The following is a 23,233-nucleotide window of genomic DNA, read 5'->3' on the forward strand; positions in this document are numbered from 1 at the left end:
GAACGACGCGCGCAGCGCGGCGGCCCGGAGGGCGGAAGGCCGAAGGCCTGGAGTAATCCTCCTCCCTCCACCATATATATGTTATGTGTTTCGGGGTGCGGCAAAACGGTATCCCGATGGGCGGGGCGAGCGCTCGCCGGGACACGCCCGCAGCCATCGTGTGCAAGAGGCGGCGTCTCCGTGGCCGGCTCCCTGGCCGAAGACGACAGTGCGGGTGTAGTTCAATGGTAGAACCTCAGCCTTCCAAGCGTGCGACACGAGTCGCGAGGGTAGCTGACCCCGTCACCACGCTTACAAAGAGTGACAGAAATCAGCTATCGAGAGCCTCGATCATGACTTAGTCGGACCGAGGCGAGGCGGCGAAGGCCGCATGAGCAATTGTCCGGCAGCGCGAGCTGTAGTGGACCGGGTGTCCAGCCACCCGTAGCCTAGGGGCAGTGCTCGACTGGTAACGGTTGGGTGCCAAGCGCCCTGACAATGTAGCCACCCCGAAAGGGGCGCGTCGTCTCCGTGAGGAGAGGTCGCGAACCGGTAGACGCAACCGGTGAGGAGCTAGGCTGGGTTGAAGGGTTAGCGAAAGCGAACCGCTGATAAACGCCGTAAGGCTGGATGGGCCAAAGCGTCTGACAGGCCCTGCCCAAAATGGGGTGTGGTTGGTTGCTCCGTTGCTTGGTCGGGGCACGCTGGCAGTGAACCACCGGCGGAAAGGCGGAACCCTCCCAACCCGTGTTGCTCATGCGGAACGTGGTAAGCCCAATGGGGTGTCCAGACGGACTAGGAAACCCGCAAGGGTGACCGATGCCTCAGTGGGTAGAGGATCGCGGAGGAAGCGAAGGCCCGGTTGTAATGACCGGGATAGGGGATGAAACGATCGCCCTGACCCGAAAGGGTGCTGACTTCCGCGAGGTGGTCTGTCGCTAGACAGGCTTGATGGCAACCTAACCCCGGAGGGGGATGTTCGCATCCCCGCCGGGGGTGAAGAACGTCCTGTCCTCCGGGCAAGGCGGGTGTAGCTCAATGGCAGAGCTCCAGGCTTCCAACCTGGCGATGTGGGTTCGATTCCCATCACCCGCTCCAAACTGGAGGCAGATATGGACGTTCTTGGAAAAAAGGGCGATGTCGTCTCCGACGTCTGGACCGGCTGGCATGATATTTCATGGCGGCGGGTACGCAAGACGGTAGGGAGGCTACAAGTCCGGATAGCGAAGGCTGCCCGCAACGGTGATTGGCGTGCGGTCAGGAGGCTTCAGCGGCTGCTGGTGCGATCGACCAGCGCCAAGGCCTTGGCGGTACGACGAGTCACCGAAAACCTGGGCAGGAGGACGCCGGGTGTAGATCGTGAAACGTGGTCGACGCCCAGCGAGAAATGGGAGGCAACCCTAAACCTTAAGGTCGTGGGTTACCGCACCCGCCCGCTACGACGGGTATACATACCGAAGGCCAACGGTAAGAAAAGGCCCCTAGGCATCCCGACGATGCGGGACAGAGCGATGCAGGCGCTGTTCCTGCTGGCTCTCGAACCTGTCGCGGAAACCAAGGCGGACCCAAACTCGTATGGCTTTCGGGTAGGCCGATGCACTGCGGATGCGATCGTGCAATGCCAAAACGCATTGGGACGAAAGCACTCACCGCAGTGGGTGTTGGATGCAGACATCAAAGGCTGCTTTGACAACATCAGCCACGATTGGCTCGAAAAGCACATACCTATTGACAAGGTAGTGCTGAGGCGATGGCTCAAGGCCGGTTACATGGAGCAAGGACGCCTGTTCCCAACACAAGCGGGTACCCCACAGGGTGGGATCATTTCCCCGGTGTTGGCGAACATGACCTTGGACGGACTTGAGAGGCTGCTCAAGAGCCGCTTCAAAAGGAGGGACAAGGTCAATTTCGTCCGGTACGCGGATGACTTTATTGTCACAGGAAGCTCGAAGGAGTTGCTGGAGACACAGGTCAAACCGCTGATTGAGGCTTTCCTCGAAGAACGGGGGTTGGCTCTTTCGAAAGAGAAAACTCGCGTTGTACATATAGAGGAAGGTTTCGATTTTCTTGGCTGGAATGTCAGGAGATTCAAGAAGATACTTCTGATTACACCATCCAAGAAAAACCGGAAGGCGTTCTATCAGAAAATCAGGGAAACATTGCGGAAATTGTCCGCGGCACCGCAAGACGAGGTGATCAGAAGGCTCAATCCCATAATTCGGGGGTGGGCCGAGTACCACCGGAGTCAGATGGCCAAGCGGACATTTTCCAAGATGGATCACAAGATTTTCGGTGCTCTTTGGCGCTGGGCCAAGAGGCGACACCCAAACAAAAATCGCCGATGGATACGGAACAAATACTTCTGTAAAATCGGCGGTCGCGATTGGGTGTTCGCATCCGGTGAGTTGATCCTCGCGCGGCTGTCGGACACTAAGATCCGCAGACACGTGAAGATCAGGGCCGAGGCAAACCCATACGACCCCGTTTGGGAGGAATACTTCGAAGAAGTACTCAAACGGAAAATGCGTTCAACCCTGATGGGGAGACGCAAATTGTACTGGGTCTGGAAGCAACAGGACGAAAAGTGCCCTTGGTGCGATGGGCTGATCACCAAAGGCACTGGATGGCATGTTCACCACATCCACTGGCGAACCAGGGGAGGTGATGATAACGCGTCCAATCTCGTTCTGATGCATCCGAATTGCCATCGGCAACTGCACAGTAGAGCAATGCGGGTAGCCGGTCCTCCAACAACAGCGGAGGGCTTGCAGACTGCTTGAGCCCGGTGCGGGGAAACTCGCACGCCGGGTTCTTAGGGGAGGGGGTGGCCGCGAGGCCACCTCCTTACCCGACTGATGATGTGGGTTCGATTCCCATCACCCGCTCCAACGATTGAGAGGCAAGATATAAGAGAGAGGCAAGATACCGGTTGTTCTGCTCTGCGGCTTTGGCGTCGAGCGCCTTTGTATCTTGAATCTCGCAACATGAATCTGGTTTCAGGCCCATATAGCTCAGTCGGTAGAGCACTTCCTTGGTAAGGAAGAGGTCACCGGTTCAAATCCGGTTATGGGCTCCAGCTTGGGGCAGGCGATCCTGTGGAAGGGTCGCCTGCCCGTGACTATTGCAGTTACCGCAGATTCCTTGTGAATCCAAACGACCGGGAGAGCATCCATGTCCAAGGAAAAATTTGAACGTACGAAGCCGCATGTAAACGTGGGTACGATTGGTCATGTTGACCATGGCAAGACGACGCTGACGGCGGCGCTGACGAAGGTATCTGCGGAGAAGATGGGCGGAGGCGAGTTCAAGGCGTACGATCAGATTGACAATGCGCCGGAAGAGCGTGCGCGAGGTATCACGATTGCGACGGCGCACGTGGAGTACGAGACGGAGAATCGTCACTACGCGCACGTGGACTGTCCTGGTCACGCCGACTACGTGAAGAACATGATCACGGGTGCGGCGCAGATGGATGGTGCCATTCTGGTGGTGAGTGCGGCGGACGGTCCGATGCCGCAGACCCGCGAGCACATTCTGCTGGCGCGCCAGGTGGGTGTGCCCTACATCGTGGTGTACATGAACAAGGCCGACCAGGTGGACGATCCGGAGCTGCTGGAGCTGGTGGAGATGGAGGTTCGCGACCTGCTGAGTTCCTACGAGTTTCCGGGCGACGACACCCCGATTGTGATTGGATCGGCGCTGAAGGCGCTGGAAGGCGACACCTCGGATATTGGTGTGCCCTCGATCGAGAAGCTGCTGGCGGCGATGGACGAGTACATTCCGGTGCCGGAGCGTCCGATCGACCAGCCGTTCCTGATGCCGATCGAGGACGTGTTCTCGATTTCGGGTCGTGGCACGGTGGTGACGGGCCGTATCGAGCGCGGCAAGGTTCACGTGGGCGACGAGGTCGAGATTGTGGGTATTCGCGAGACGCAGAAGACCACGGTGACCGGCGTGGAGATGTTCCGCAAGCTGCTGGACGAAGGTGTGGCGGGCGACAACGTGGGTGTGCTGCTGCGCGGCACCAAGCGTGACGAGGTGGAGCGTGGTCAGGTGCTGTGCGTGCCGGGCTCGATCACCCCGCATACCAAGTTCGAGGCCGAGGTATACGTGCTGTCGAAGGAAGAGGGTGGTCGTCACACGCCTTTCTTCAACGGTTATCGTCCGCAGTTTTATTTCCGTACCACGGACGTCACGGGGGCCTGTGACCTGCCGGAGGGTGTGGAGATGGTGATGCCGGGAGACAACGTGAAGATGACGGTGTCGCTGATTGCGCCGATTGCCATGGAAGAGGGTCTGCGCTTCGCGATTCGCGAGGGTGGCCGCACCGTGGGCGCCGGCGTGGTGTCGAAGATCATCGAGTGATTGGATAGCTGCAAGAAGCAAGAGACAGGATGCAAGCATGGCGGCCCGGACTCCCGAGTGCATGGGCCAGGTGCCGATCCATTCGCTTGTAACTTGTATCTTGCAGCTTGCATATGAAAATTCAGGCCAGTAGCTCAATTGGCAGAGCGGCGGTCTCCAAAACCGCAGGTTGGGGGTTCGATTCCCTCCTGGCCTGCCATTACGCAAGGAGATGCAAGAGACAAGATGCAAGAGACAAGTAATCAGGGTGGCTGCCGCTTCCTTCTTGTATCTTGAATCTTGTATCTTGCAGCTTTCATTTGTATGAACACAAAGGTCGAGGTCGAGGGTAGTCGGGCGGATTCGTTCAAGCTGCTCGTGGCAATCGCGTTGCTGATTGGCGCGATTGGCGGCTTTTACTATTTTGCCGACCAGTCCCTGTTGTTCCGCGTGCTCGGTCTGTTGGCCGTGGTCGGGGTGGCCATCTTCGTGGCCTCGCGCACGGCGGTGGGCCAGCGCCTGCTTGGCTTCGTTGGCGAGACGCGGACCGAGGTGCGCAAGGTTGTCTGGCCGTCGCGCCAGGAGACCATCCAGACCGCGCTGATCGTGTTCGTGGTCGTGATCATCGTCGGCCTCATGCTCTGGCTTCTGGATATGTTCTTGCTCTGGGCGGTCAGACTGATTACCGGCCAGGGAGGCTAGCTCGATGGCAAAACGTTGGTACGTGGTCCATGCCTATTCCGGTTTCGAAAACCAGGTGAAGCGTTCCCTGGAGGAGCGCATCCGGCGCGCAGGCATGGAGGACAAGTTCGGAGAGATCCTGGTTCCCACCGAGGAAGTGGTGGAGATGCGCGAGGGTCAGAAGCGAAAGAGCGAGCGCAAGTTCTTTCCCGGCTACGTGCTGGTCCAGATGGAAATGGACGACGATACCTGGCATCTGGTCAAGGATGTGCCCAAGGTCATGGGTTTTATCGGCGGTTCCAGCGACAAGCCGGCGCCGATCAGCGACAAGGAGGCCGAAGCCATTCTCAACCGCATTCAGGAAGGTGTGGAGAAGCCGCGCCCCAAGGTGCTGTTCGAGGTGGGCGAAGTGGTACGGGTGACCGATGGGCCGTTCAACGATTTCAACGGTGTGGTGGAAGAGGTCAACTACGACAAGAGCAAGCTGCGGGTGGCGGTGCTGATCTTCGGCCGCTCGACCCCCGTGGAACTCGATTTCAGTCAGGTCGAAAAGGCGTAGCTGAACAGAAAGAGGCAAGTCCAAAGATACAAGTCGGGAGTGCGTCGTCGAAGTCCCGGACGTCCGCGTGGCGCGGGGGTTCCTGCCGGAGTTGCTTGTATCTTGCAACTTGTATCTGTTTTTAACCCGGGGAGCCGAAAGGCGTTTGTACCCGACAGGAGCAAAGAGTCATGGCCAAGAAAGTAGAGGCTTACATCAAGCTGCAGGTGCCGGCGCAGGAAGCCAATCCCAGTCCGCCGGTTGGCCCCGCCCTGGGTCAGCACGGCGTGAATATCATGGAGTTCTGCAAGGCGTTCAATGCCCAGACCCAGAGCATCGAAAAGGGCCTGCCGATTCCCGTGGTGATCACGGTCTACAACGATCGCAGTTTCACCTTCATCATGAAGACCCCTCCGGCGTCGATCTTGCTCAAGAAGGCAGCCGGCATCCAGAAGGGCAGTGGCGAACCCAACACCAAGAAGGTGGGCAAGGTCACCCGTGAGCAGCTCGAGGAGATCGCCAAGACCAAGGAGCCCGATCTGACGGCGGCCGATCTGGATGCGGCGGTGCGCACCATTGCCGGCAGCGCCCGCAGCATGGGTCTCGAAGTGGAGGGGGTTTGAGTCATGGCCAAGCTTTCCAAGCGCATGCGCGCAATCCGGGAGAAGGTCGAACCCGGCAAGCTCTACAGTGCCGATGAGGCCTTCAATCTGCTCAAGGAACTGAGTGGCGTGAAATTCAAGGAATCGGTCGACGTGGCGGTGAATCTGGGCGTCGATCCGCGCAAGTCCGATCAGGTCGTGCGCGGCTCCACCGTGCTGCCCAACGGCACCGGCAAGGAAGTGCGCGTGGCGGTGTTCGCTCAGGGCGCCAACGCGGATGCCGCCCGCGAGGCAGGTGCCGACATCGTTGGCTTCGAGGATCTCGCCGAAAGCATCAAGGCCGGCAACATGGATTTCGACGTGGTCATCGCCACGCCGGACGCCATGCGTGTCGTCGGCCAGCTGGGCCAGATCCTTGGCCCGCGTGGCCTGATGCCCAACCCCAAGGTGGGTACCGTGACGCCTGACGTTGCGACTGCCGTGCGCAATGCCAAGGCCGGTCAGGTGCGCTACCGGACAGACAAGGCGGGCATCATCCATGCCACCATTGGCAAGGCGGATTTTGATGCCGACAAGCTGAAGGAAAACCTGGCGGCCCTGCTGGCGGACCTGAACAAGGCCAAGCCGGCGGCGGCCAAGGGCGTGTACATGAAGAAGGTCACGGTCTCCACCACCATGGGGCCGGGGCTGCAGATCGATCAGGCGAGCGTGGGCTGATCGAATCGGACTTTGTGGCACCGGCCTGCCGGCCGGGGCCGTCAAAGACCGCAGGCGCCCCTCCGCGAGGCGGGGCTTAATCGGCTTCCGGCCGGCCTGCGCAGACGGTGATGCCAATGCGGACTTTCCTGTCCGCGGCCACCGTAACGCGGGGTGAAACAGTCTTTCGCCCCATGTTGATGGAAGGGAGGTGCCGGTTGTTGTCGGATCGGCCCGACCTGAACTGGAGGTAAACGATGGCGTTGACGCTTGAACAGAAGAAGTCCGTCGTTGCCGAGGTGGCGGAGGTCGCATCCAGTGCGTTTTCCGCTGTGGCCGCGGAATACCGCGGACTGACCGTGGACGAGATGACCGAACTGCGCAAGAAGGCGCGCGAGGGCGGCGTCTATCTGCGGGTCATCAAAAACACTTTGGCACGGCGCGCCGTGCAGGGTACCGAGTTCGAGTGCATTTCCGAGAGCCTGGTGGGGCCACTGGTGCTGGCCTTTTCCCAGGAAGATCCCGGAGCTGCCGCTCGGGTCATCAAGGACTTTGCCAAGGAGCACGAGCTGCTCCAGGTCAGGTTCGTGTCAGTAGGCGGCGAGCTGTTGCCCGCCAATGACATCGAGCGACTGGCAAGCCTGCCGACCCGCGACCAGGCCCTGGCGATGCTGATGGGCGTGATGAAGGCCCCGATCGAGAAGCTGGCCCGGACCCTCAACGAGGTTCCTGGCAAGCTGGTTCGCACGGTGGCTGCAATCCGCGACCAGAAGCAGCAGGCGGCTTAAGCGCGTTTCACAACTTGTACTGCCCGTGTCGAGTCCGCGGGTACGGAAACTCAGGAGTAATGCATCATGGCTGTTAGCAAAGAAGATATCCTCGAAACCATCGCCAACATGAGCGTGATGGAAGTCGTCGAGCTGATCGAGGCGATGGAAGAGAAGTTCGGCGTGAGCGCCGCAGCTGCCGTCGCCGCTGTCCCGATGGCGGGTGCCGGTGGTGACGCCGGTGGTGCTGCCGAGGAAAAGACCGAGTTCGACGTCGTGCTGACCGGTTTCGGCTCCAACAAGGTTGCTGTCATCAAGGTCGTCCGCGGCATCACCGGTCTGGGCCTGAAGGAGGCCAAGGACTTGGTCGAAGGTGCACCTTCTCCCGTCAAGGAGGGTGTGTCCAAGGAAGAGGCCGAGGACATCAAGAAGCAGCTCGAAGAGGCAGGTGCCACTGTCGAGGTCAAGTAAGATACTGGCAAAGCCAGCGAAATCGGGTCGGGCGCCGGGCGCCCGGCCCTGTTCGATTTTCCGGCTGGCGGCAGTGAAATGCCGCCGGCCTGTTGCCGTTTCTGGAAACGGTAGTTTTCCGGGGCTTACCCGCCCGGATACTCCCGCCTCCTGGCCACTGTATTGAGAGGAACACCGATGGGCTACAGCTTCACCGAGAAGAAACGCATTCGCAAGGATTTCGGCAAGCGCCCCAGCATTCTCGAGGTCCCCTTCCTGCTGGAGACCCAGATCGAGTCCTACCGCAACTTCCTGCAGACAGATCGCAAGCCGGAAGATCGCGAGGACAAGGGGCTGCATGCCGCCTTTTCGTCGGTGTTCCCGATCGAGTCCTACTCGGGGACTGCGGCCCTGGAGTATGTCAGCTATCGTCTGGGCGAGCCGACCTTCGATGTGAAGGAGTGCCAGATGCGCGGGCTGACCTATGCCGCGCCGCTGCGTGCCCTGGTGCGTCTGGTTATCTACGACAAGGACAGCGGGGATGCCCGCGCCATCAAGGACATCAAGGAGCAGGAAGTCTACATGGGCGAGCTGCCCCTGATGACGGATACCGGTACCTTCGTGGTCAACGGCACCGAACGCGTCATCGTCTCGCAGTTGCATCGGTCACCGGGCGTGTTCTTCGATCACGACCGCGGCAAGACTCATTCCTCCGGCAAGCTGCTCTATTCCGCCCGGGTGATTCCCTACCGTGGCTCCTGGCTGGACTTCGAGTTCGATCCCAAGGACTGTGTGTTTGTGCGCATCGATCGACGTCGCAAGCTGCCGGCGACCATCCTGCTGCGCGCGCTCGGTTACGACAACGAGCAGATCCTCGATCTCTTCTTCGACACCAATACCTTCCATTTCGAGAAGGACATGATCAAGCTCGATCTGGTGCCGGAGCGCCTGCGTGGCGAAACCGCGATCTTCCCCATCAAGATCAAGGACAAGGTCATCGTGGAGGAAGGTCGCCGCATCACTGCGCGCCACATCCGCCAGCTCGAGGAGGCCGGGGTCAAGTCGCTGGAAGTGCCCGACGACTACCTGGTTGGCAAGGTGCTGGCCCGCAACGTGATCGACACCGGGACCGGCGAGATCATCGCCAACGCCAACGATGAGCTGACCGAGGAGTTGATCGCGAAGCTGCGCGAGGCGGGTATCAAGACGATCGACACCCTGTATACCAACGATCTCGATCGGGGACCCTTCATCTCCGATACCCTGCGGATCGATCCGACCCAGACCGCTCTGGAAGCGCAGGTCGAGATCTACCGGATGATGCGTCCGGGCGAGCCGCCGACCAAGGAGGCCGCGCAGAACCTGTTTCACAACCTGTTTTTCACCGAAGATCGTTACGACCTGTCGGCGGTCGGTCGCATGAAGTTCAACCGCCGCGTCGGTCGCGACCAGGTCGAGGGTCCCGGTATTCTGTATGACAGTGTCTACTTCAAGTCCCGTGCCGAACAGGGCGACGAGGATGCGCGCAAGCGTTACGAGGCGCTGGGCGACTGGTCGGACATTCTCGATGTCCTGAAGACGCTGGTCGAGATCCGCAACGGCAACGGTTTCGTGGACGACATCGACCATCTCGGCAACCGCCGTATCCGCTGCGTGGGGGAGATGGCCGAGAACGTGTTCCGGATCGGTCTGGTGCGGGTCGAGCGCGCTGTCAAGGAGCGTCTGAGTCTGGCGGAGAGCGAAGGGCTGATGCCCCAGGAACTGATCAACGCCAAGCCGGTGGCTGCTGCGATCAAGGAATTTTTCGGGTCCTCTCAGCTTTCCCAGTTCATGGACCAGAACAATCCGCTGTCCGAAGTCACTCACAAGCGCCGTGTCTCCGCCCTGGGTCCGGGCGGCCTGACGCGCGAGCGTGCCGGATTCGAGGTCCGTGACGTGCATCCCACCCACTACGGGCGCGTGTGTCCTATCGAGACACCGGAAGGCCCGAACATCGGCCTGATCAACTCGCTGGCCGTGTATGCGCGAACCAACCGTTACGGTTTCCTCGAAACGCCCTACCGCAAGGTTGTCGATGGCCGGGTCACCGATGAGGTCGAGTACCTGTCGGCCATCGAGGAGGGGCAGTACGTCATCGCCCAGGCCAACGCGGCGGTAGACGGCAAGGGCAGGCTGACCGACGACCTGGTGTCCTGCCGTCACCAGAACGAGTTCACCATGGCGACACCGGATCGTGTCGATTACATCGACGTCTCCCCGCGCCAGATCGTGTCGGTGGCGGCCTCGCTGATTCCGTTCCTGGAGCACGACGACGCCAACCGCGCGCTCATGGGCTCGAACATGCAGCGCCAGGCCGTGCCCACCCTGCGTTCCGAAAAGCCGCTGGTGGGTACCGGCATGGAGCGAGCCGTGGCCGTGGATTCCGGTGTGACCGTGGTTGCCCGCCGTGGCGGAATCGTCGACTCCGTGGATGCCAGCCGTATCGTGGTCCGTGTCAACGACGACGAGACTGTGGCCGGCGAACCGGGCGTGGACATCTACAACCTGACCAAGTACACGCGGTCCAACCAGAACACCTGCATCAACCAGCGTCCGCTGGTGAATGTCGGTGACGTGATCGCCAGCGGTGACGTACTGGCCGACGGTCCGAGCACGGACATGGGCGAACTGGCCCTCGGGCAGAATCTGCTGGTCGCCTTCATGCCCTGGAACGGCTACAACTTCGAGGACTCGATCCTGATCTCCGAGCGCGTGGTCGAAGAGGACCGCTTTACGACCATCCACATCGAGGAGCTGACCTGCGTGGCCCGCGACACCAAGCTGGGTGCCGAGGAGATCACAGGGGACATCCCCAACGTGGGCGAAGGTGCGCTGGCGAAGCTGGATGAGTCCGGCATCGTCTACATCGGTGCGGAGGTCAAGCCGGGGGATATACTTGTGGGCAAGGTCACGCCCAAGGGCGAGACCCAGCTCACGCCGGAAGAAAAGCTGCTGCGAGCCATCTTCGGCGAGAAGGCCTCCGATGTTAAGGATACCTCGCTGCGGGTGCCCTCGGGCATGGACGGCACAGTGATCGACGTGCAGGTGTTCACCCGCGACGGTGTCGAGAAGGACAAGCGTGCGCTGCAGATCGAGGAAGAGCAGCTGGCCAGCATCAAGAAGGACCTGGCCGACCAGATGCGCATCATGGAAGGCGACCTGTTCCGCCGTGTCGAGCAGTTGTTGGTGGGCAAGCAGGCCGAGGGCGGTCCCAACAAGCTCAAGCCTGGCAGCAAGATCACCAAGTCCTATCTGGAAGAGCTGCCTACCGACAAGTGGTTCGAGATTCGGCTCAAGAACGAGGGCGCCAACGAGCAGTTGGAAAAGGCGGCCGAGCAGTTGCGCCAGATCCGTGCCGACTTCGATCGGAAGCTGGAAGAGAAACGCAACAAGATCACTGCCGGAGACGATCTAGCGCCTGGCGTGCTGAAGATGGTGAAGGTCTATCTGGCCGTCAAACGCCGCATCCAGCCTGGCGACAAGATGGCCGGTCGTCACGGCAACAAGGGTGTCATTTCCACCATCGTTCCGGTGGAAGACATGCCCTTCTCCGCCGACGGGACACCGGTTGACGTGGTGCTGAATCCGCTGGGTGTGCCCTCGCGCATGAACGTCGGACAGGTGCTGGAGACCCACCTCGGCTGGGCGGCCAAGGGTCTGGGTATCAAGATCGGCAAGATGCTCGATGCCCACGCCAAGGTGGCCGAGATCCGCAACTTCCTGGATCAGGTCTACAACAGCAGTGGCAAGCAGGAGGACCTCGACTCGCTGAGCGACGAGGAGATCATCGAGCTTGCCTCCAATCTGCGCTCGGGCGTGCCCATGGCGACGCCGGTGTTCGACGGTGCCCATGAGGAGGAGATCAAGGCGATGCTGAGGCTGGCGGATCTGCCTGAAAGCGGTCAGACCACGCTTTATGACGGCCGCACCGGGGACGCCTTCGATCGGCCGGTCACGGTGGGTTACATGCACATGCTCAAGCTCAACCACCTGGTGGATGACAAGATGCACGCGCGTTCCACGGGACCGTACAGCCTCGTGACCCAGCAGCCCCTGGGCGGCAAGGCCCAGTTCGGCGGCCAGCGCTTCGGCGAAATGGAGGTCTGGGCGCTGGAGGCCTATGGCGCCGCCTACACGCTGCAGGAAATGCTGACCGTGAAGTCGGACGACGTGAATGGCCGCACCAAGATGTACAAGAACATCGTGGACGGGGACCATCACATGGAGGCCGGCATGCCCGAATCGTTCAACGTGCTGGTCAAGGAAATCCGCTCTCTGGCCATCAATCTGGAACTGGAGCAGGACCGCAACTGAGCGGCTTCGAGAACGAAGCATCTCGGTCACGGTCAATCGATACAACGGGAGTCACGATGAAAGACCTACTCAATCTCGTTAAGCCGCAGGGTCAGACGGATGATTTTGACGCCATCCGCATCGGCCTTGCGTCGCCCGACATGATCCGCTCCTGGTCCTATGGCGAGGTCAAGAAGCCGGAAACCATCAACTACCGGACCTTCAAGCCGGAACGCGATGGCCTGTTCTGTGCGAAGATCTTCGGCCCGGTGAAGGATTACGAGTGCCTTTGCGGCAAGTACAAGCGCCTCAAGCACCGCGGCGTGGTGTGCGAGAAGTGTGGTGTGGAGGTCACCCTGGCCAAGGTGCGTCGCGAGCGCATGGGGCATATCGAGCTGGCCAGCCCGGTCGCCCACATCTGGTTCCTGAAGTCATTGCCCTCGCGTATCGGCCTGCTGCTGGACATGACCCTGCGGGACATCGAGCGTGTGCTCTATTTCGAGGCCTTCGTGGTCATCGACCCGGGCATGACCACCCTGGAGCGTGGGCAGCTGCTTTCGGACGAAGCCTATCTCGACGCCATCGAGGAGAACGGTGACGAGTTCGATGCCCGCATGGGTGCGGAGGCCATCTTCGAGCTGCTCAAGAGCATCGACCTGCAGGCGGAGGCGCTGCGCCTGCGCGAGGAAATCGCCGGTACCAATTCCGAGTCCAAGCTCAAGCGCCTGGGCAAGCGCCTCAAGCTGATCGAGTCCTTCATCGAGTCCGGCAACAAGCCGGAATGGATGGTGATGACCGTGCTGCCGGTGCTGCCGCCGGAGCTGCGCCCGCTGGTGCCCCTGGATGGCGGCCGCTTTGCCACTTCCGACCTGAACGATCTCTACCGTCGCGTCATCAACCGCAACAATCGTCTCAAGCGGCTGCTGGAGCTGAACGCGCCCGACATCATCGTGCGCAACGAGAAACGCATGCTACAGGAGTCGGTCGACGCCCTGCTGGACAACGGTCGCCGAGGCCGCGCCATCACCGGCACCAACAAGCGGCCGCTCAAGTCCCTGGCCGACATGATCAAGGGCAAGCAGGGCCGTTTCCGTCAGAACCTGCTGGGCAAGCGTGTCGACTACTCGGGGCGTTCGGTCATCGTGGTCGGCCCGACCCTGAAGCTGCACCAGTGTGGCCTGCCCAAGCGCATGGCGCTGGAGCTGTTCAAGCCCTTCATCTTTTCCAAGCTGCAGTTGCGCGGCCTGGCCACCACCATCAAGGCGGCCAAGAAGATGGTCGAGCGCGAGGGCGCCGAGGTCTGGGATATCCTGGAAGAAGTCATTCGCGAGCATCCGGTGATGCTCAACCGGGCGCCGACCCTGCACAGGCTCGGCATCCAGGCCTTCGAGCCGGTGCTGATCGAGGGCAAGGCCATCCAGCTTCACCCGCTGGTCTGCGCCGCCTTCAACGCCGACTTCGACGGCGACCAGATGGCGGTGCATGTGCCGTTGTCGCTGGAGGCGCAGCTCGAGGCTCGCGCCTTGATGATGTCTACCAACAACATCCTGTCGCCGGCCAACGGCGAGCCCATCATCGTGCCTTCTCAGGACGTGGTGCTGGGTCTCTACTACATGACCCGTGAGCGGGTAAACGCCCGGGGCGAGGGCATGGCCTTCGAGAACGTCGCCGAGCTGCATCGCGCCTATGACACCGGTGCGGTCGATCTGCATGCGCGCATCAAGGTGCGTCTGACTGACACCACGCTGGATGAAAACGGCGAGATCGTCCGCAATCCGCGTCGAGTCGAGACTGTCGCCGGCCGTGCGTTGTTGTACGAGATCGTTCCCGAGGGGCTGCCCTTCGAACTGGTCGATCAGGACATGACCAAGAAGGCTATCTCGCGACTGATCAACGCCTGCTATCGTCGTGTTGGGCTCAAGGCCACGGTCATCTTCGCGGACCAGCTCATGTATACCGGCTTTGCCTATGCGGCCCGCGCAGGTGTGTCCTTCTGTGCCGACGACATGGTCATCCCGGAGGAGAAGGCCGAAATACTGGCCAAGGCCGAGGAAGAGGTGAAGGAGATCGAATACCAGTACACCTCCGGCCTGGTGACCAACGGCGAGCGTTACAACAAGGTGGTGGACATCTGGTCGCGTACCAACGACCAGGTTGCCAAGGCCATGATGGAGAAGCTCGGCAAGGAAGTGGTGGTCGATCGTGAAGGCAAGGAGGTCGTGCAGAAGTCCTTCAACTCCATTTTCATGATGGCCGATTCGGGAGCCCGAGGCAGCGCCGCCCAGATTCGTCAGCTCGCGGGCATGCGCGGACTGATGGCCAAGCCGGACGGCTCCATCATCGAGACACCGATCACGGCGAATTTCCGCGAGGGTCTGAACGTTATTCAGTACTTCATCTCCACCCACGGTGCACGCAAGGGTCTGGCCGATACCGCGCTCAAGACCGCGAACTCCGGTTACCTGACCCGTCGCCTGGTCGATGTGGCCCAGGACCTGGTGGTGACCGAGGAGGATTGCGGTACCAGCAACGGAATCCTGATGACGCCGATCGTCGAGGGCGGTGATGTCGTCGAATCGCTGGCCGAGCGGGTGCTGGGCCGCGTCGTGGCCGAGGATACCTATGTGCCCGGCACCGACGAGATTGCGGTCGAGGCCGGCACGCTGCTCGACGAGAAGTGGGTCGAGAAGCTGGAGTCGCTGGGTGTGGACGAGATCAAGGTCCGCTCCGCCATTTCCTGCGAAACCCGCTACGGCGTCTGCGCCCAGTGCTACGGCCGCGACCTGGCCCGTGGTCACCGCGTGAACGTCGGCGAATCGGTGGGCGTGATCGCGGCGCAGTCCATCGGCGAGCCCGGCACCCAGTTGACCATGCGTACCTTCCACATCGGTGGTGCCGCCAGCCGCGCCGCCACCGTGAACAGCGTCCAGGTGAAGAGTGCTGGCATCATTCGACTGCACAACATCAAGACGGTGCAGAACAAGGAAGGCAACCTGGTGGCCGTGTCGCGTTCGGGCGAGATCGGCGTTATCGATGCCAACGGCCGAGAGCGTGAGCGCTACAAGGTGCCCTATGGTGCCGTGTTGTCAGTGGCTGATGGCGATGCCGTCGAGGCAGGTCAGGTAGTGGCCAACTGGGATCCGCACACCCATCCGATCGTTACCGAGGTGGCCGGTACCATCAAGTTCGTGGACTTCGTCGAGGGCGTGACTGTGCAGCGCAAGACCGACGAGATCACCGGACTTTCCAGTCTGGAGGTCACCGATCCCAAGCAGCGTGGTTCGGCCGGCAAGGATCTGCGGCCGATGGTCAAGCTCGTCGACGAGAACGGCGACGAACTCAAGATCGCCGGTACCGAGATGGCGGCCCACTACTTCCTGCCTCATGGTGCGATCGTGGCCCTGGAGGACGGTGCCCGGGTGGAGGTCGGCGACGTGGTGGCCCGCATTCCGCAGGAGTCTTCCAAGACCCGCGACATTACCGGCGGTCTGCCGCGCGTGGCCGATCTGTTCGAGGCCCGCAAGCCCAAGGAACCTGCGGTGCTGGCGGAGCGTACCGGTACCGTGACCTTCGGCAAGGAAACCAAGGGCAAGCAGCGCCTGGTGATCACCGATGCCAATGGTGACCAGTACGAGGAGTTGATTCCGAAGTGGCGCCATGTGAACGTGTTCGAAGGCGAGCATGTCGAGAAGGGTGAAACCGTCGTCGATGGCGAACCGAACCCGCACGACATCCTGCGCCTGCTCGGCGTCACCGTCATGGCCGATTACCTGGTCAAGGAAATTCAGGATGTCTACCGCCTGCAGGGCGTGAAGATCAACGACAAGCACATCGAGGTGATCATTCGCCAGATGTTGCGCAAGGTCGAGATCGTCGGTCCCGGGGATACCCGCTTCCTCAAGGGCGAGCAGGTCGAGAAGGCCCGTGTCCTCGAGGAAAACGAGCGGGTGGAGAAGGAGGGCGGGGTACCGGCCACCTGGGAGCCCCTGCTGCTGGGCATCACCAAGGCCTCGCTGGCCACCGAGTCCTTCATTTCGGCCGCCTCCTTCCAGGAGACCACCCGCGTGCTCACCGAGGCTGCCGTCCGCGGTGCCCGGGACGATCTGCGTGGCCTCAAGGAGAACGTCATCGTGGGTCGCCTGATCCCGGCCGGGACCGGCCTGGCCTATCACGAGGAGCGGCGGCGCCAGCGCCGGCGCGCGTTGGATCCCAGCCTGGCCCTGGACGAGATGGTCAATGCCGAGGTCCAGGCGGAGGCTGGAGAAGCGCCGGGCGAGGCGGGTGAAGTGACGGAATCCTGACCCCACGGGGGCAGGGCCAGGCATCCGAAACCGGATGCTTGACAGGGAGTTGGTGCCTCTCTACAATTGCGCACCTTTCCGACAGGCCGGACCGATCTCCGGCCTGTCGTTTGTTTTCGGGTCGCCGTAATCAACCCAGGAATTCTGCAGAGAGCGATTTTTTCATGGCTACAATCAATCAGTTAGTGCGCAAACCCAGAAAGCGCAAGCCGGCCAAGAGCACGGTGCCTGCGCTGGAAGCCTGCCCGCAGAAGCGTGGCGTGTGCACCCGCGTGTACACCACCACGCCCAAGAAGCCGAACTCGGCGCTGCGCAAGGTGGCCCGCGTGCGTCTGACCAACGGCTATGAAGTCACCACCTATATCGGTGGCGAGGGACACAACCTGCAGGAGCACTCGGTGGTGCTGATTCGCGGCGGCCGTGTGAAGGATCTGCCGGGCGTGCGCTACCACACGGTGCGTGGCAGCCTGGATGCCTCGGGTGTCGAGGCGCGCCGGCAGGGCCGTTCCAAGTATGGTGCCAAGCGGCCCAAGTCCTGATCAGGGTATCAACCGTTCCAACGGCTACAGGTTTGAAGCATGTCTAGAAGAAAAGCAGCAGAGCGTCGCGAGATTCTCCCGGATCCCAAGTTCGGCAGCGAGCGGCTGGCCAAGTTCGTCAACATGGTGATGTCCAGCGGCAAGAAGTCGGTGGCCGAGAAGATCGTCTATGGTGCGCTGGACCAGATCGGCAGCAAGGCCGGTGGCGACGCGATGGACGTGCTGGAGCGCGCCCTGGAGAACGTCAGCCCGGTGGTCGAGGTCAAGTCCCGGCGTGTGGGTGGTGCCACCTACCAGGTGCCGGTCGAGGTGCGCCCGACCCGCCGTCAGACACTGGCGATGCGCTGGATGATCGAGGCCGCGCGCGCCCGCTCCGAGAAGTCCATGGCCCAGCGTCTGGCGGGCGAGATCATGGATGCCGCCGAGAACCGGGGTACCGCGGTGAAGAAACGCGAGGATACGCACCGCATGGCCGAGGCCAACAAGGCCTTCGCGCATTATCGCTGGTAAGTCAGAAGCTTATTGAAGAAGGATTCAGTCCGTGGCACGCAAAACTCCCATCGAGCGCTATCGCAACGTCGGTATCATGGCGCACATCGACGCCGGCAAGACGACGACGACCGAGCGCGTTCTCTTTTATACCGGTGTGTCTCACAAGATCGGTGAGGTGCATGACGGCGCTGCGACCATGGACTGGATGGAGCAGGAACAGGAGCGCGGTATCACCATTACCTCGGCGGCGACCACCTGCTTCTGGAAGGGCATGGATCAGCAGTTCCCCGAGCACCGGATCAACATCATCGACACGCCCGGACACGTCGACTTCACCATTGAGGTGGAGCGTTCCCTGCGTGTGCTCGACGGCGCCTGCGCCGTGTTCTGCGCCGTGGGCGGCGTGGAGCCCCAGTCCGAGACGGTATGGCGCCAGGCCAACAAGTACAACGTGCCGCGCATGGGCTTCGTCAACAAGATGGACCGGGCCGGCGCCAACTTCCTGCGCGTGGTCGAGCAGGTGAAGACCCGCCTGGGTGCCAACCCGGTACCCATCCAGCTGCCGATCGGTGCCGAGGACAACTTCAAGGGCGTGGTCGACCTCATTCGCATGAAGGCCATCTACTGGAACGAGGCCGACATGGGCACCACCTATGAGGCCAAGGATATTCCCGAGGACATGGTCGACGCCTGCAACGAGTGGCGGGAGAAGATGATCGAGGCGGCCGCCGAGGCATCCGAGGAACTGATGGAGAAGTACCTCGAGGGCGGTGAGCTGAGCGAGGATGAGATTCGCGAAGGCCTGCGCCGCCGCACCCTGGACGTCGAGATCATCCCCATGCTGTGCGGTTCGGCGTTCAAGAACAAGGGCGTGCAGGCCATGCTCGACGCCATCATCTATTACATGCCTTCGCCGGTCGACGTGCCTTCCATCAAGGGCCACCTGGACGACGCCGAGGGTACCGAGGCCGAGCGTCATTCCTCCGACGACGAACCCTTCGCCGCGCTGGCGTTCAAGATCGCCACCGACCCGTTCGTCGGTACCCTGACCTTCTTCCGCGTCTATTCGGGCGTGCTGAGTTCGGGCGACACCGTGCTCAATTCGGTCAAGGGCAAGAAGGAGCGCATCGGTCGTATTCTGCAGATGCACGCCAACTCCCGCGAGGAGATCAAGGAAGTGCGCGCCGGCGACATCGCTGCGGCGGTTGGCCTGAAGGACGTCACCACCGGTGACACCCTGTGCGATGTCAACAACCCCATCATCCTCGAGCGCATGGAGTTCCCCGAGCCGGTGATCTCCGTTGCCGTCGAGCCCAAGACCAAGGCCGATCAGGAGAAGATGGGCATTGCCCTGCAGAAGCTGGCCCAGGAGGATCCCTCCTTCCGCGTGCATACCGACGAGGAATCCGGGCAGACCATTATCTCCGGCATGGGCGAGCTGCACCTGGACATCATCGTCGACCGCATGAAGCGCGAGTTCAAGGTCGAGGCCAACGTGGGCGCGCCGCAGGTGGCCTATCGCGAAACCATCCGCAAGCCGGTGGAAAAGGCCGAGGGCAAGTTCGTGCGCCAGTCCGGTGGCCGCGGTCAGTATGGTCACGTGGTGCTCAAGCTGGAGCCGCTGGAGCCCGGTTCCGGTTACGAATTCGAGAATGCCATTGTCGGCGGCGTGGTGCCTCGCGAGTACATTCCTGCGGTGGACAAGGGTATCCAGGAGCAGCTGGAAAACGGCGTGCTGGCCGGCTATCCCATGGTCGACATCAAGGCGACCCTCTACGACGGCTCGTATCACGATGTCGACTCCTCGGAAATGGCCTTCAAGATCGCCGGTTCCATGGCCATCAAGGAAGGCGTGCCCCAGGGTTCTCCGGTGCTGCTGGAGCCCATCATGAAGGTCGAGGTCAGCACGCCCGAGGAGTACATGGGCGATGTGGTCGGCGACCTGAACCGCCGTCGCGGCATGATCAAGGAAATGGAAGACGGTCCCGCCGGCAAGATCATTCGCGCCGAGGTGCCGCTGGCCGAGATGTTCGGTTATGCCACCGACCTGCGCAGCGCCACCCAGGGCCGCGCCAGCTACAGCATGGAATTCGAGAAGTACGCCGAAGCGCCCTCGAATGTCGCCGAGGCAGTGATCAAGAAGGCATCCTGATCGTTTGGCACCCAACAGAACTGTAACGAGGTAACAGTCGTGTCCAAGGAAAAATTTGAACGTACGAAGCCGCATGTAAACGTGGGTACGATTGGTCATGTTGACCATGGCAAGACGACGCTGACGGCGGCGCTGACGAAGGTATCTGCGGAGAAGATGGGCGGAGGCGAGTTCAAGGCGTACGATCAGATTGACAATGCGCCGGAAGAGCGTGCGCGAGGTATCACGATTGCGACGGCGCACGTGGAGTACGAGACGGAGAATCGTCACTACGCGCACGTGGACTGTCCTGGTCACGCCGACTACGTGAAGAACATGATCACGGGTGCGGCGCAGATGGATGGTGCCATTCTGGTGGTGAGTGCGGCGGACGGTCCGATGCCGCAGACCCGCGAGCACATTCTGCTGGCGCGCCAGGTGGGTGTGCCCTACATCGTGGTGTACATGAACAAGGCCGACCAGGTGGACGATCCGGAGCTGCTGGAGCTGGTGGAGATGGAGGTTCGCGACCTGCTGAGTTCCTACGAGTTTCCGGGCGACGACACCCCGATTGTGATTGGATCGGCGCTGAAGGCGCTGGAAGGCGACACCTCGGATATTGGTGTGCCCTCGATCGAGAAGCTGCTGGCGGCGATGGACGAGTACATTCCGGTGCCGGAGCGTCCGATCGACCAGCCGTTCCTGATGCCGATCGAGGACGTGTTCTCGATTTCGGGTCGTGGCACGGTGGTGACGGGCCGTATCGAGCGCGGCAAGGTTCACGTGGGCGACGAGGTCGAGATTGTGGGTATTCGCGAGACGCAGAAGACCACGGTGACCGGCGTGGAGATGTTCCGCAAGCTGCTGGACGAAGGTGTGGCGGGCGACAACGTGGGTGTGCTGCTGCGCGGCACCAAGCGTGACGAGGTGGAGCGTGGTCAGGTGCTGTGCGTGCCGGGCTCGATCACCCCGCATACCAAGTTCGAGGCCGAGGTATACGTGCTGTCGAAGGAAGAGGGTGGTCGTCACACGCCTTTCTTCAACGGTTATCGTCCGCAGTTTTATTTCCGTACCACGGACGTCACGGGGGCCTGTGACCTGCCGGAGGGTGTGGAGATGGTGATGCCGGGAGACAACGTGAAGATGACGGTGTCGCTGATTGCGCCGATTGCCATGGAAGAGGGTCTGCGCTTCGCGATTCGCGAGGGTGGCCGCACCGTGGGCGCCGGCGTGGTGTCGAAGATCATCGAGTGATTGGATAGCTGCAAGAAGCAAGAGACAGGATGCAAGCATGGCGGCCCGGACTCCCGAGTGCATGGGCCAGGTGCCGATCCATTCGCTTGTAACTTGTATCTTGCAGCTTGTATCTGACTTCTGACGGGACGGATCGCACGCCGTCCCTGTTCTTTAGAGGTTGACATGACAAACCAGAGAATTCGCATTCGGCTGAAGGCTTTCGATCATCGCCTGATCGACCAGTCTGCCCGCGAGATCGTCGAGACCGCCCGGCGCACGGGCGCGCAGGTCCGGGGTCCCATCCCGCTGCCGACCAAGAAGGAACGTTACACCGTTCTGATCTCGCCGCACGTCAACAAGGATGCTCGCGACCAGTACGAGATCCGCACCCACAAGCGCCTGATGGATATCGTCGACCCTACCGACAAGACGGTGGACGCGTTGATGAAGCTCGATCTGGCTGCCGGCGTGGACGTGCAGATCAAGCTGAACTGAAGCAGTAAAACCCAGGGCTCTGCTGTCGCTTCCCCAGCGTCGGGGCAACCCTGAAGAGGAAACAAACCATGGCAATCGGGTTAGTGGGTCGAAAGGTCGGGATGACGCGCATCTTCACCGATGAGGGTGCTTCCATCCCCGTGACCGTCATCGAAGTGGAACCGAATCGGGTGACGCAGCTGCGCACCGAGGAGACCGACGGCTACCGGGCACTGCAGGTGACCACCGGTACCCGGCGTGCCTCGCGCGTGAGCAAGCCCATGGCGGGTCATTTTGCCAAGGCCGGCGTCGAGCCGGGTCGGGGCGTCTGGGAGTTCCGTCTCGGAGAGGGTGAAGGCGAGGGCATCGAGGTTGGCAGCGAGATCCGTGTCGACATCTTCGAGGCCGGCCAGATGGTCGACGTCGCCGGGACCACCATCGGCAAGGGCTTCCAGGGCGGTGTGAAGCGTCACAATTTCCGCACCCAGGACGCCACCCACGGCAACTCGCTGTCACATCGCGCACCGGGTTCCATCGGTCAGAACCAGACCCCGGGTCGCGTGTTCAAGGGCAAGAAGATGGCTGGTCACATGGGCAACGTGCGCCGCACCCAGCAGAATCTGCAGGTGGTCCGCGTCGACGCCGACCGCAATCTGATCTTCGTGAAGGGCTCGGTGCCGGGTGCCAAGGGCGGCGATGTCATCGTCAAGCCCGCGGTGAAGGCGTAAGGAGGCGATGATGGAAATTCAGGTCAAGGGTGGTACTTCCGTCGACGTCTCCGACAAGGCGTTCGGCCGTGAATTCAACGAGGCGCTGGTGCACCAGGTCGTGACCGCCGTGATGGCAGGCGCGCGCGCGGGGACCAAGGCCCAGAAGAACCGTTCCGCTGTTCGTGGCGGCGGCGCCAAGCCCTGGCGACAGAAGGGGACAGGGCGTGCGCGTTCTGGTACAATCCGCAGCCCCATCTGGCGTGGGGGCGGCAAGGTGTTCGCGGCCCGGCCTCGCGACTACTCCCAGAAGGTCAACAAGAAGATGTATCGCGGCGCGCTGGCCTCCATCCTGTCGGAACTGTTGCGCCAGGATCGCCTCGTTGTCGTCGACGACTTCAAGGTCGAGGCGCCAAAGACCCGGGAGCTGCTGGGCAAGTTGAAGGAGTTGGGTCTCGATGACGTGCTGATCGTCACCGACAGCGCGGACGAGAACCTGTACCTGGCTGCACGCAACCTCTATTCGGTGGGGGTGTGCGATTCGGAAACCGTCGATCCGGTGAGCCTGATCGGGTTCGGCAAGGTGTTGATGACGGTCGACACCCTGAAGAAGTTCGAGGAGAGACTGGCATGAACCAGGAGCGTCTGATGCAGGTCCTGCTTGCGCCGCTGGTTTCGGAAAAGAGCGCGCGGCTGGCCGACAGCAATCGGCAGTTTGCCTTCAAGGTGCTCCCGGACGCGACCAAGCCGGAAATCTCGCGTGCTGTCGAGATGCTGTTCGACGTCAAGGTGACCAATGTGCAGGTTGCCAACATGCGTGGCAAGGTGAAGCGTTTCGGTCAGTCTGTCGGCAAGCGCTCGAACTGGAAGAAGGCCTACGTGACGCTGGCCGAGGGTCAGGACATCGACTTCAGCGGCGCCGAGTAATCGGAGCTACACGGATTCATCTGAACAAGGTTTTTCA

18 protein-coding genes and 3 tRNA genes are annotated in these 23,233 nt (G+C 61.5%); all 21 read left to right on the forward strand.

Annotated elements, in window-relative coordinates:
* The first annotated feature begins 1,003 nt into the window (after window positions 1-1,003).
* The 21 genes from MVF76_RS09115 to rplW all read left to right on the forward strand — a co-directional run bounded on the left by MVF76_RS09115 (window position 1,004) and on the right by rplW (window position 23,196).
* Window positions 1,004-1,077 (forward strand) — tRNA-Gly (locus MVF76_RS09115).
* Between the two features lie 14 nt (window positions 1,078-1,091).
* Complete coding sequence (gene ltrA, locus MVF76_RS09120) at window positions 1,092-2,759, forward strand: group II intron reverse transcriptase/maturase (protein WP_297528500.1); 1,668 nt, start codon at window positions 1,092-1,094, stop codon at window positions 2,757-2,759.
* 220 nt (window positions 2,760-2,979) lie between these two features.
* Window positions 2,980-3,055: transfer RNA gene (locus MVF76_RS09125), tRNA-Thr, on the forward strand.
* Between the two features lie 95 nt (window positions 3,056-3,150).
* Window positions 3,151-4,344: an elongation factor Tu gene (gene tuf / locus MVF76_RS09130; protein WP_297528501.1), complete on the forward strand. Its 1,194-nt coding sequence runs from the start codon at window positions 3,151-3,153 to the stop codon at window positions 4,342-4,344.
* Window positions 4,345-4,467: 123 nt separating this feature from the next.
* Window positions 4,468-4,543: transfer RNA gene (locus MVF76_RS09135), tRNA-Trp, on the forward strand.
* A 104-nt stretch (window positions 4,544-4,647) separates the two neighbouring features.
* Entirely contained in the window at window positions 4,648-5,025 is a 378-nt protein-coding gene (gene secE, locus MVF76_RS09140; RefSeq protein WP_297528502.1) for a preprotein translocase subunit SecE, read from the forward strand.
* A 4-nt stretch (window positions 5,026-5,029) separates the two neighbouring features.
* Window positions 5,030-5,563, forward strand: coding sequence for a transcription termination/antitermination protein NusG (gene nusG, locus MVF76_RS09145; protein ID WP_297528503.1), 534 nt, complete (start codon window positions 5,030-5,032; stop codon window positions 5,561-5,563).
* A 170-nt stretch (window positions 5,564-5,733) separates the two neighbouring features.
* On the forward strand, window positions 5,734-6,165 hold the full coding sequence (rplK, locus tag MVF76_RS09150; protein ID WP_297528504.1) for a 50S ribosomal protein L11: 432 nt from the start codon (window positions 5,734-5,736) through the stop codon (window positions 6,163-6,165).
* Window positions 6,166-6,168: 3 nt separating this feature from the next.
* A complete protein-coding gene (gene rplA, locus MVF76_RS09155; RefSeq protein WP_297528505.1) occupies window positions 6,169-6,861 on the forward strand; it encodes a 50S ribosomal protein L1 in 693 nt (230 codons plus the stop codon).
* Window positions 6,862-7,097: 236 nt separating this feature from the next.
* The gene (gene rplJ / locus MVF76_RS09160) at window positions 7,098-7,628 is read left to right on the forward strand and encodes a 50S ribosomal protein L10 (protein ID WP_297528506.1); all 531 of its coding nucleotides are present in this window, start codon (window positions 7,098-7,100) and stop codon (window positions 7,626-7,628) included.
* A 66-nt stretch (window positions 7,629-7,694) separates the two neighbouring features.
* Window positions 7,695-8,078, forward strand: coding sequence for a 50S ribosomal protein L7/L12 (gene rplL / locus MVF76_RS09165; RefSeq protein WP_297528507.1), 384 nt, complete (start codon window positions 7,695-7,697; stop codon window positions 8,076-8,078).
* Window positions 8,079-8,255: 177 nt separating this feature from the next.
* Complete coding sequence (gene rpoB / locus MVF76_RS09170) at window positions 8,256-12,410, forward strand: DNA-directed RNA polymerase subunit beta (RefSeq protein WP_297528508.1); 4,155 nt, start codon at window positions 8,256-8,258, stop codon at window positions 12,408-12,410.
* Window positions 12,411-12,466: 56 nt separating this feature from the next.
* On the forward strand, window positions 12,467-16,690 hold the full coding sequence (gene rpoC / locus MVF76_RS09175) for a DNA-directed RNA polymerase subunit beta' (protein WP_297528509.1): 4,224 nt from the start codon (window positions 12,467-12,469) through the stop codon (window positions 16,688-16,690).
* 164 nt (window positions 16,691-16,854) lie between these two features.
* Window positions 16,855-17,229 carry a 30S ribosomal protein S12 gene (rpsL, locus tag MVF76_RS09180; protein ID WP_297528510.1) on the forward strand — a complete coding sequence of 125 codons (375 nt, stop codon included), beginning with the start codon at window positions 16,855-16,857 and terminating at the stop codon, window positions 17,227-17,229.
* Between the two features lie 39 nt (window positions 17,230-17,268).
* Window positions 17,269-17,739 (forward strand): 30S ribosomal protein S7, encoded by a 471-nt coding sequence (rpsG, locus tag MVF76_RS09185; RefSeq protein WP_297528511.1) that lies wholly within the window; start codon window positions 17,269-17,271, stop codon window positions 17,737-17,739.
* A 31-nt stretch (window positions 17,740-17,770) separates the two neighbouring features.
* The gene (gene fusA / locus MVF76_RS09190; RefSeq protein WP_297528512.1) at window positions 17,771-19,873 is read left to right on the forward strand and encodes an elongation factor G; all 2,103 of its coding nucleotides are present in this window, start codon (window positions 17,771-17,773) and stop codon (window positions 19,871-19,873) included.
* A 39-nt stretch (window positions 19,874-19,912) separates the two neighbouring features.
* Complete coding sequence (gene tuf, locus MVF76_RS09195; RefSeq protein ID WP_297528501.1) at window positions 19,913-21,106, forward strand: elongation factor Tu; 1,194 nt, start codon at window positions 19,913-19,915, stop codon at window positions 21,104-21,106.
* Window positions 21,107-21,271: 165 nt separating this feature from the next.
* On the forward strand, window positions 21,272-21,583 hold the full coding sequence (gene rpsJ, locus MVF76_RS09200) for a 30S ribosomal protein S10 (protein ID WP_297528513.1): 312 nt from the start codon (window positions 21,272-21,274) through the stop codon (window positions 21,581-21,583).
* A 68-nt stretch (window positions 21,584-21,651) separates the two neighbouring features.
* Window positions 21,652-22,290 (forward strand): 50S ribosomal protein L3, encoded by a 639-nt coding sequence (gene rplC / locus MVF76_RS09205; RefSeq protein WP_297528514.1) that lies wholly within the window; start codon window positions 21,652-21,654, stop codon window positions 22,288-22,290.
* A 10-nt stretch (window positions 22,291-22,300) separates the two neighbouring features.
* Complete coding sequence (rplD, locus tag MVF76_RS09210; protein ID WP_297528572.1) at window positions 22,301-22,903, forward strand: 50S ribosomal protein L4; 603 nt, start codon at window positions 22,301-22,303, stop codon at window positions 22,901-22,903.
* The gene (rplW, locus tag MVF76_RS09215; protein ID WP_297528515.1) at window positions 22,900-23,196 is read left to right on the forward strand and encodes a 50S ribosomal protein L23; all 297 of its coding nucleotides are present in this window, start codon (window positions 22,900-22,902) and stop codon (window positions 23,194-23,196) included. The genes rplD and rplW overlap by 4 nt, the downstream gene beginning before the upstream one ends.
* The last annotated feature ends 37 nt before the right edge of the window (window positions 23,197-23,233 follow it).

The sequence above is a fragment of the Thiohalobacter sp. genome (assembly GCF_027000115.1).
GTDB lineage: Bacteria > Pseudomonadota > Gammaproteobacteria > Thiohalobacterales > Thiohalobacteraceae > JALTON01.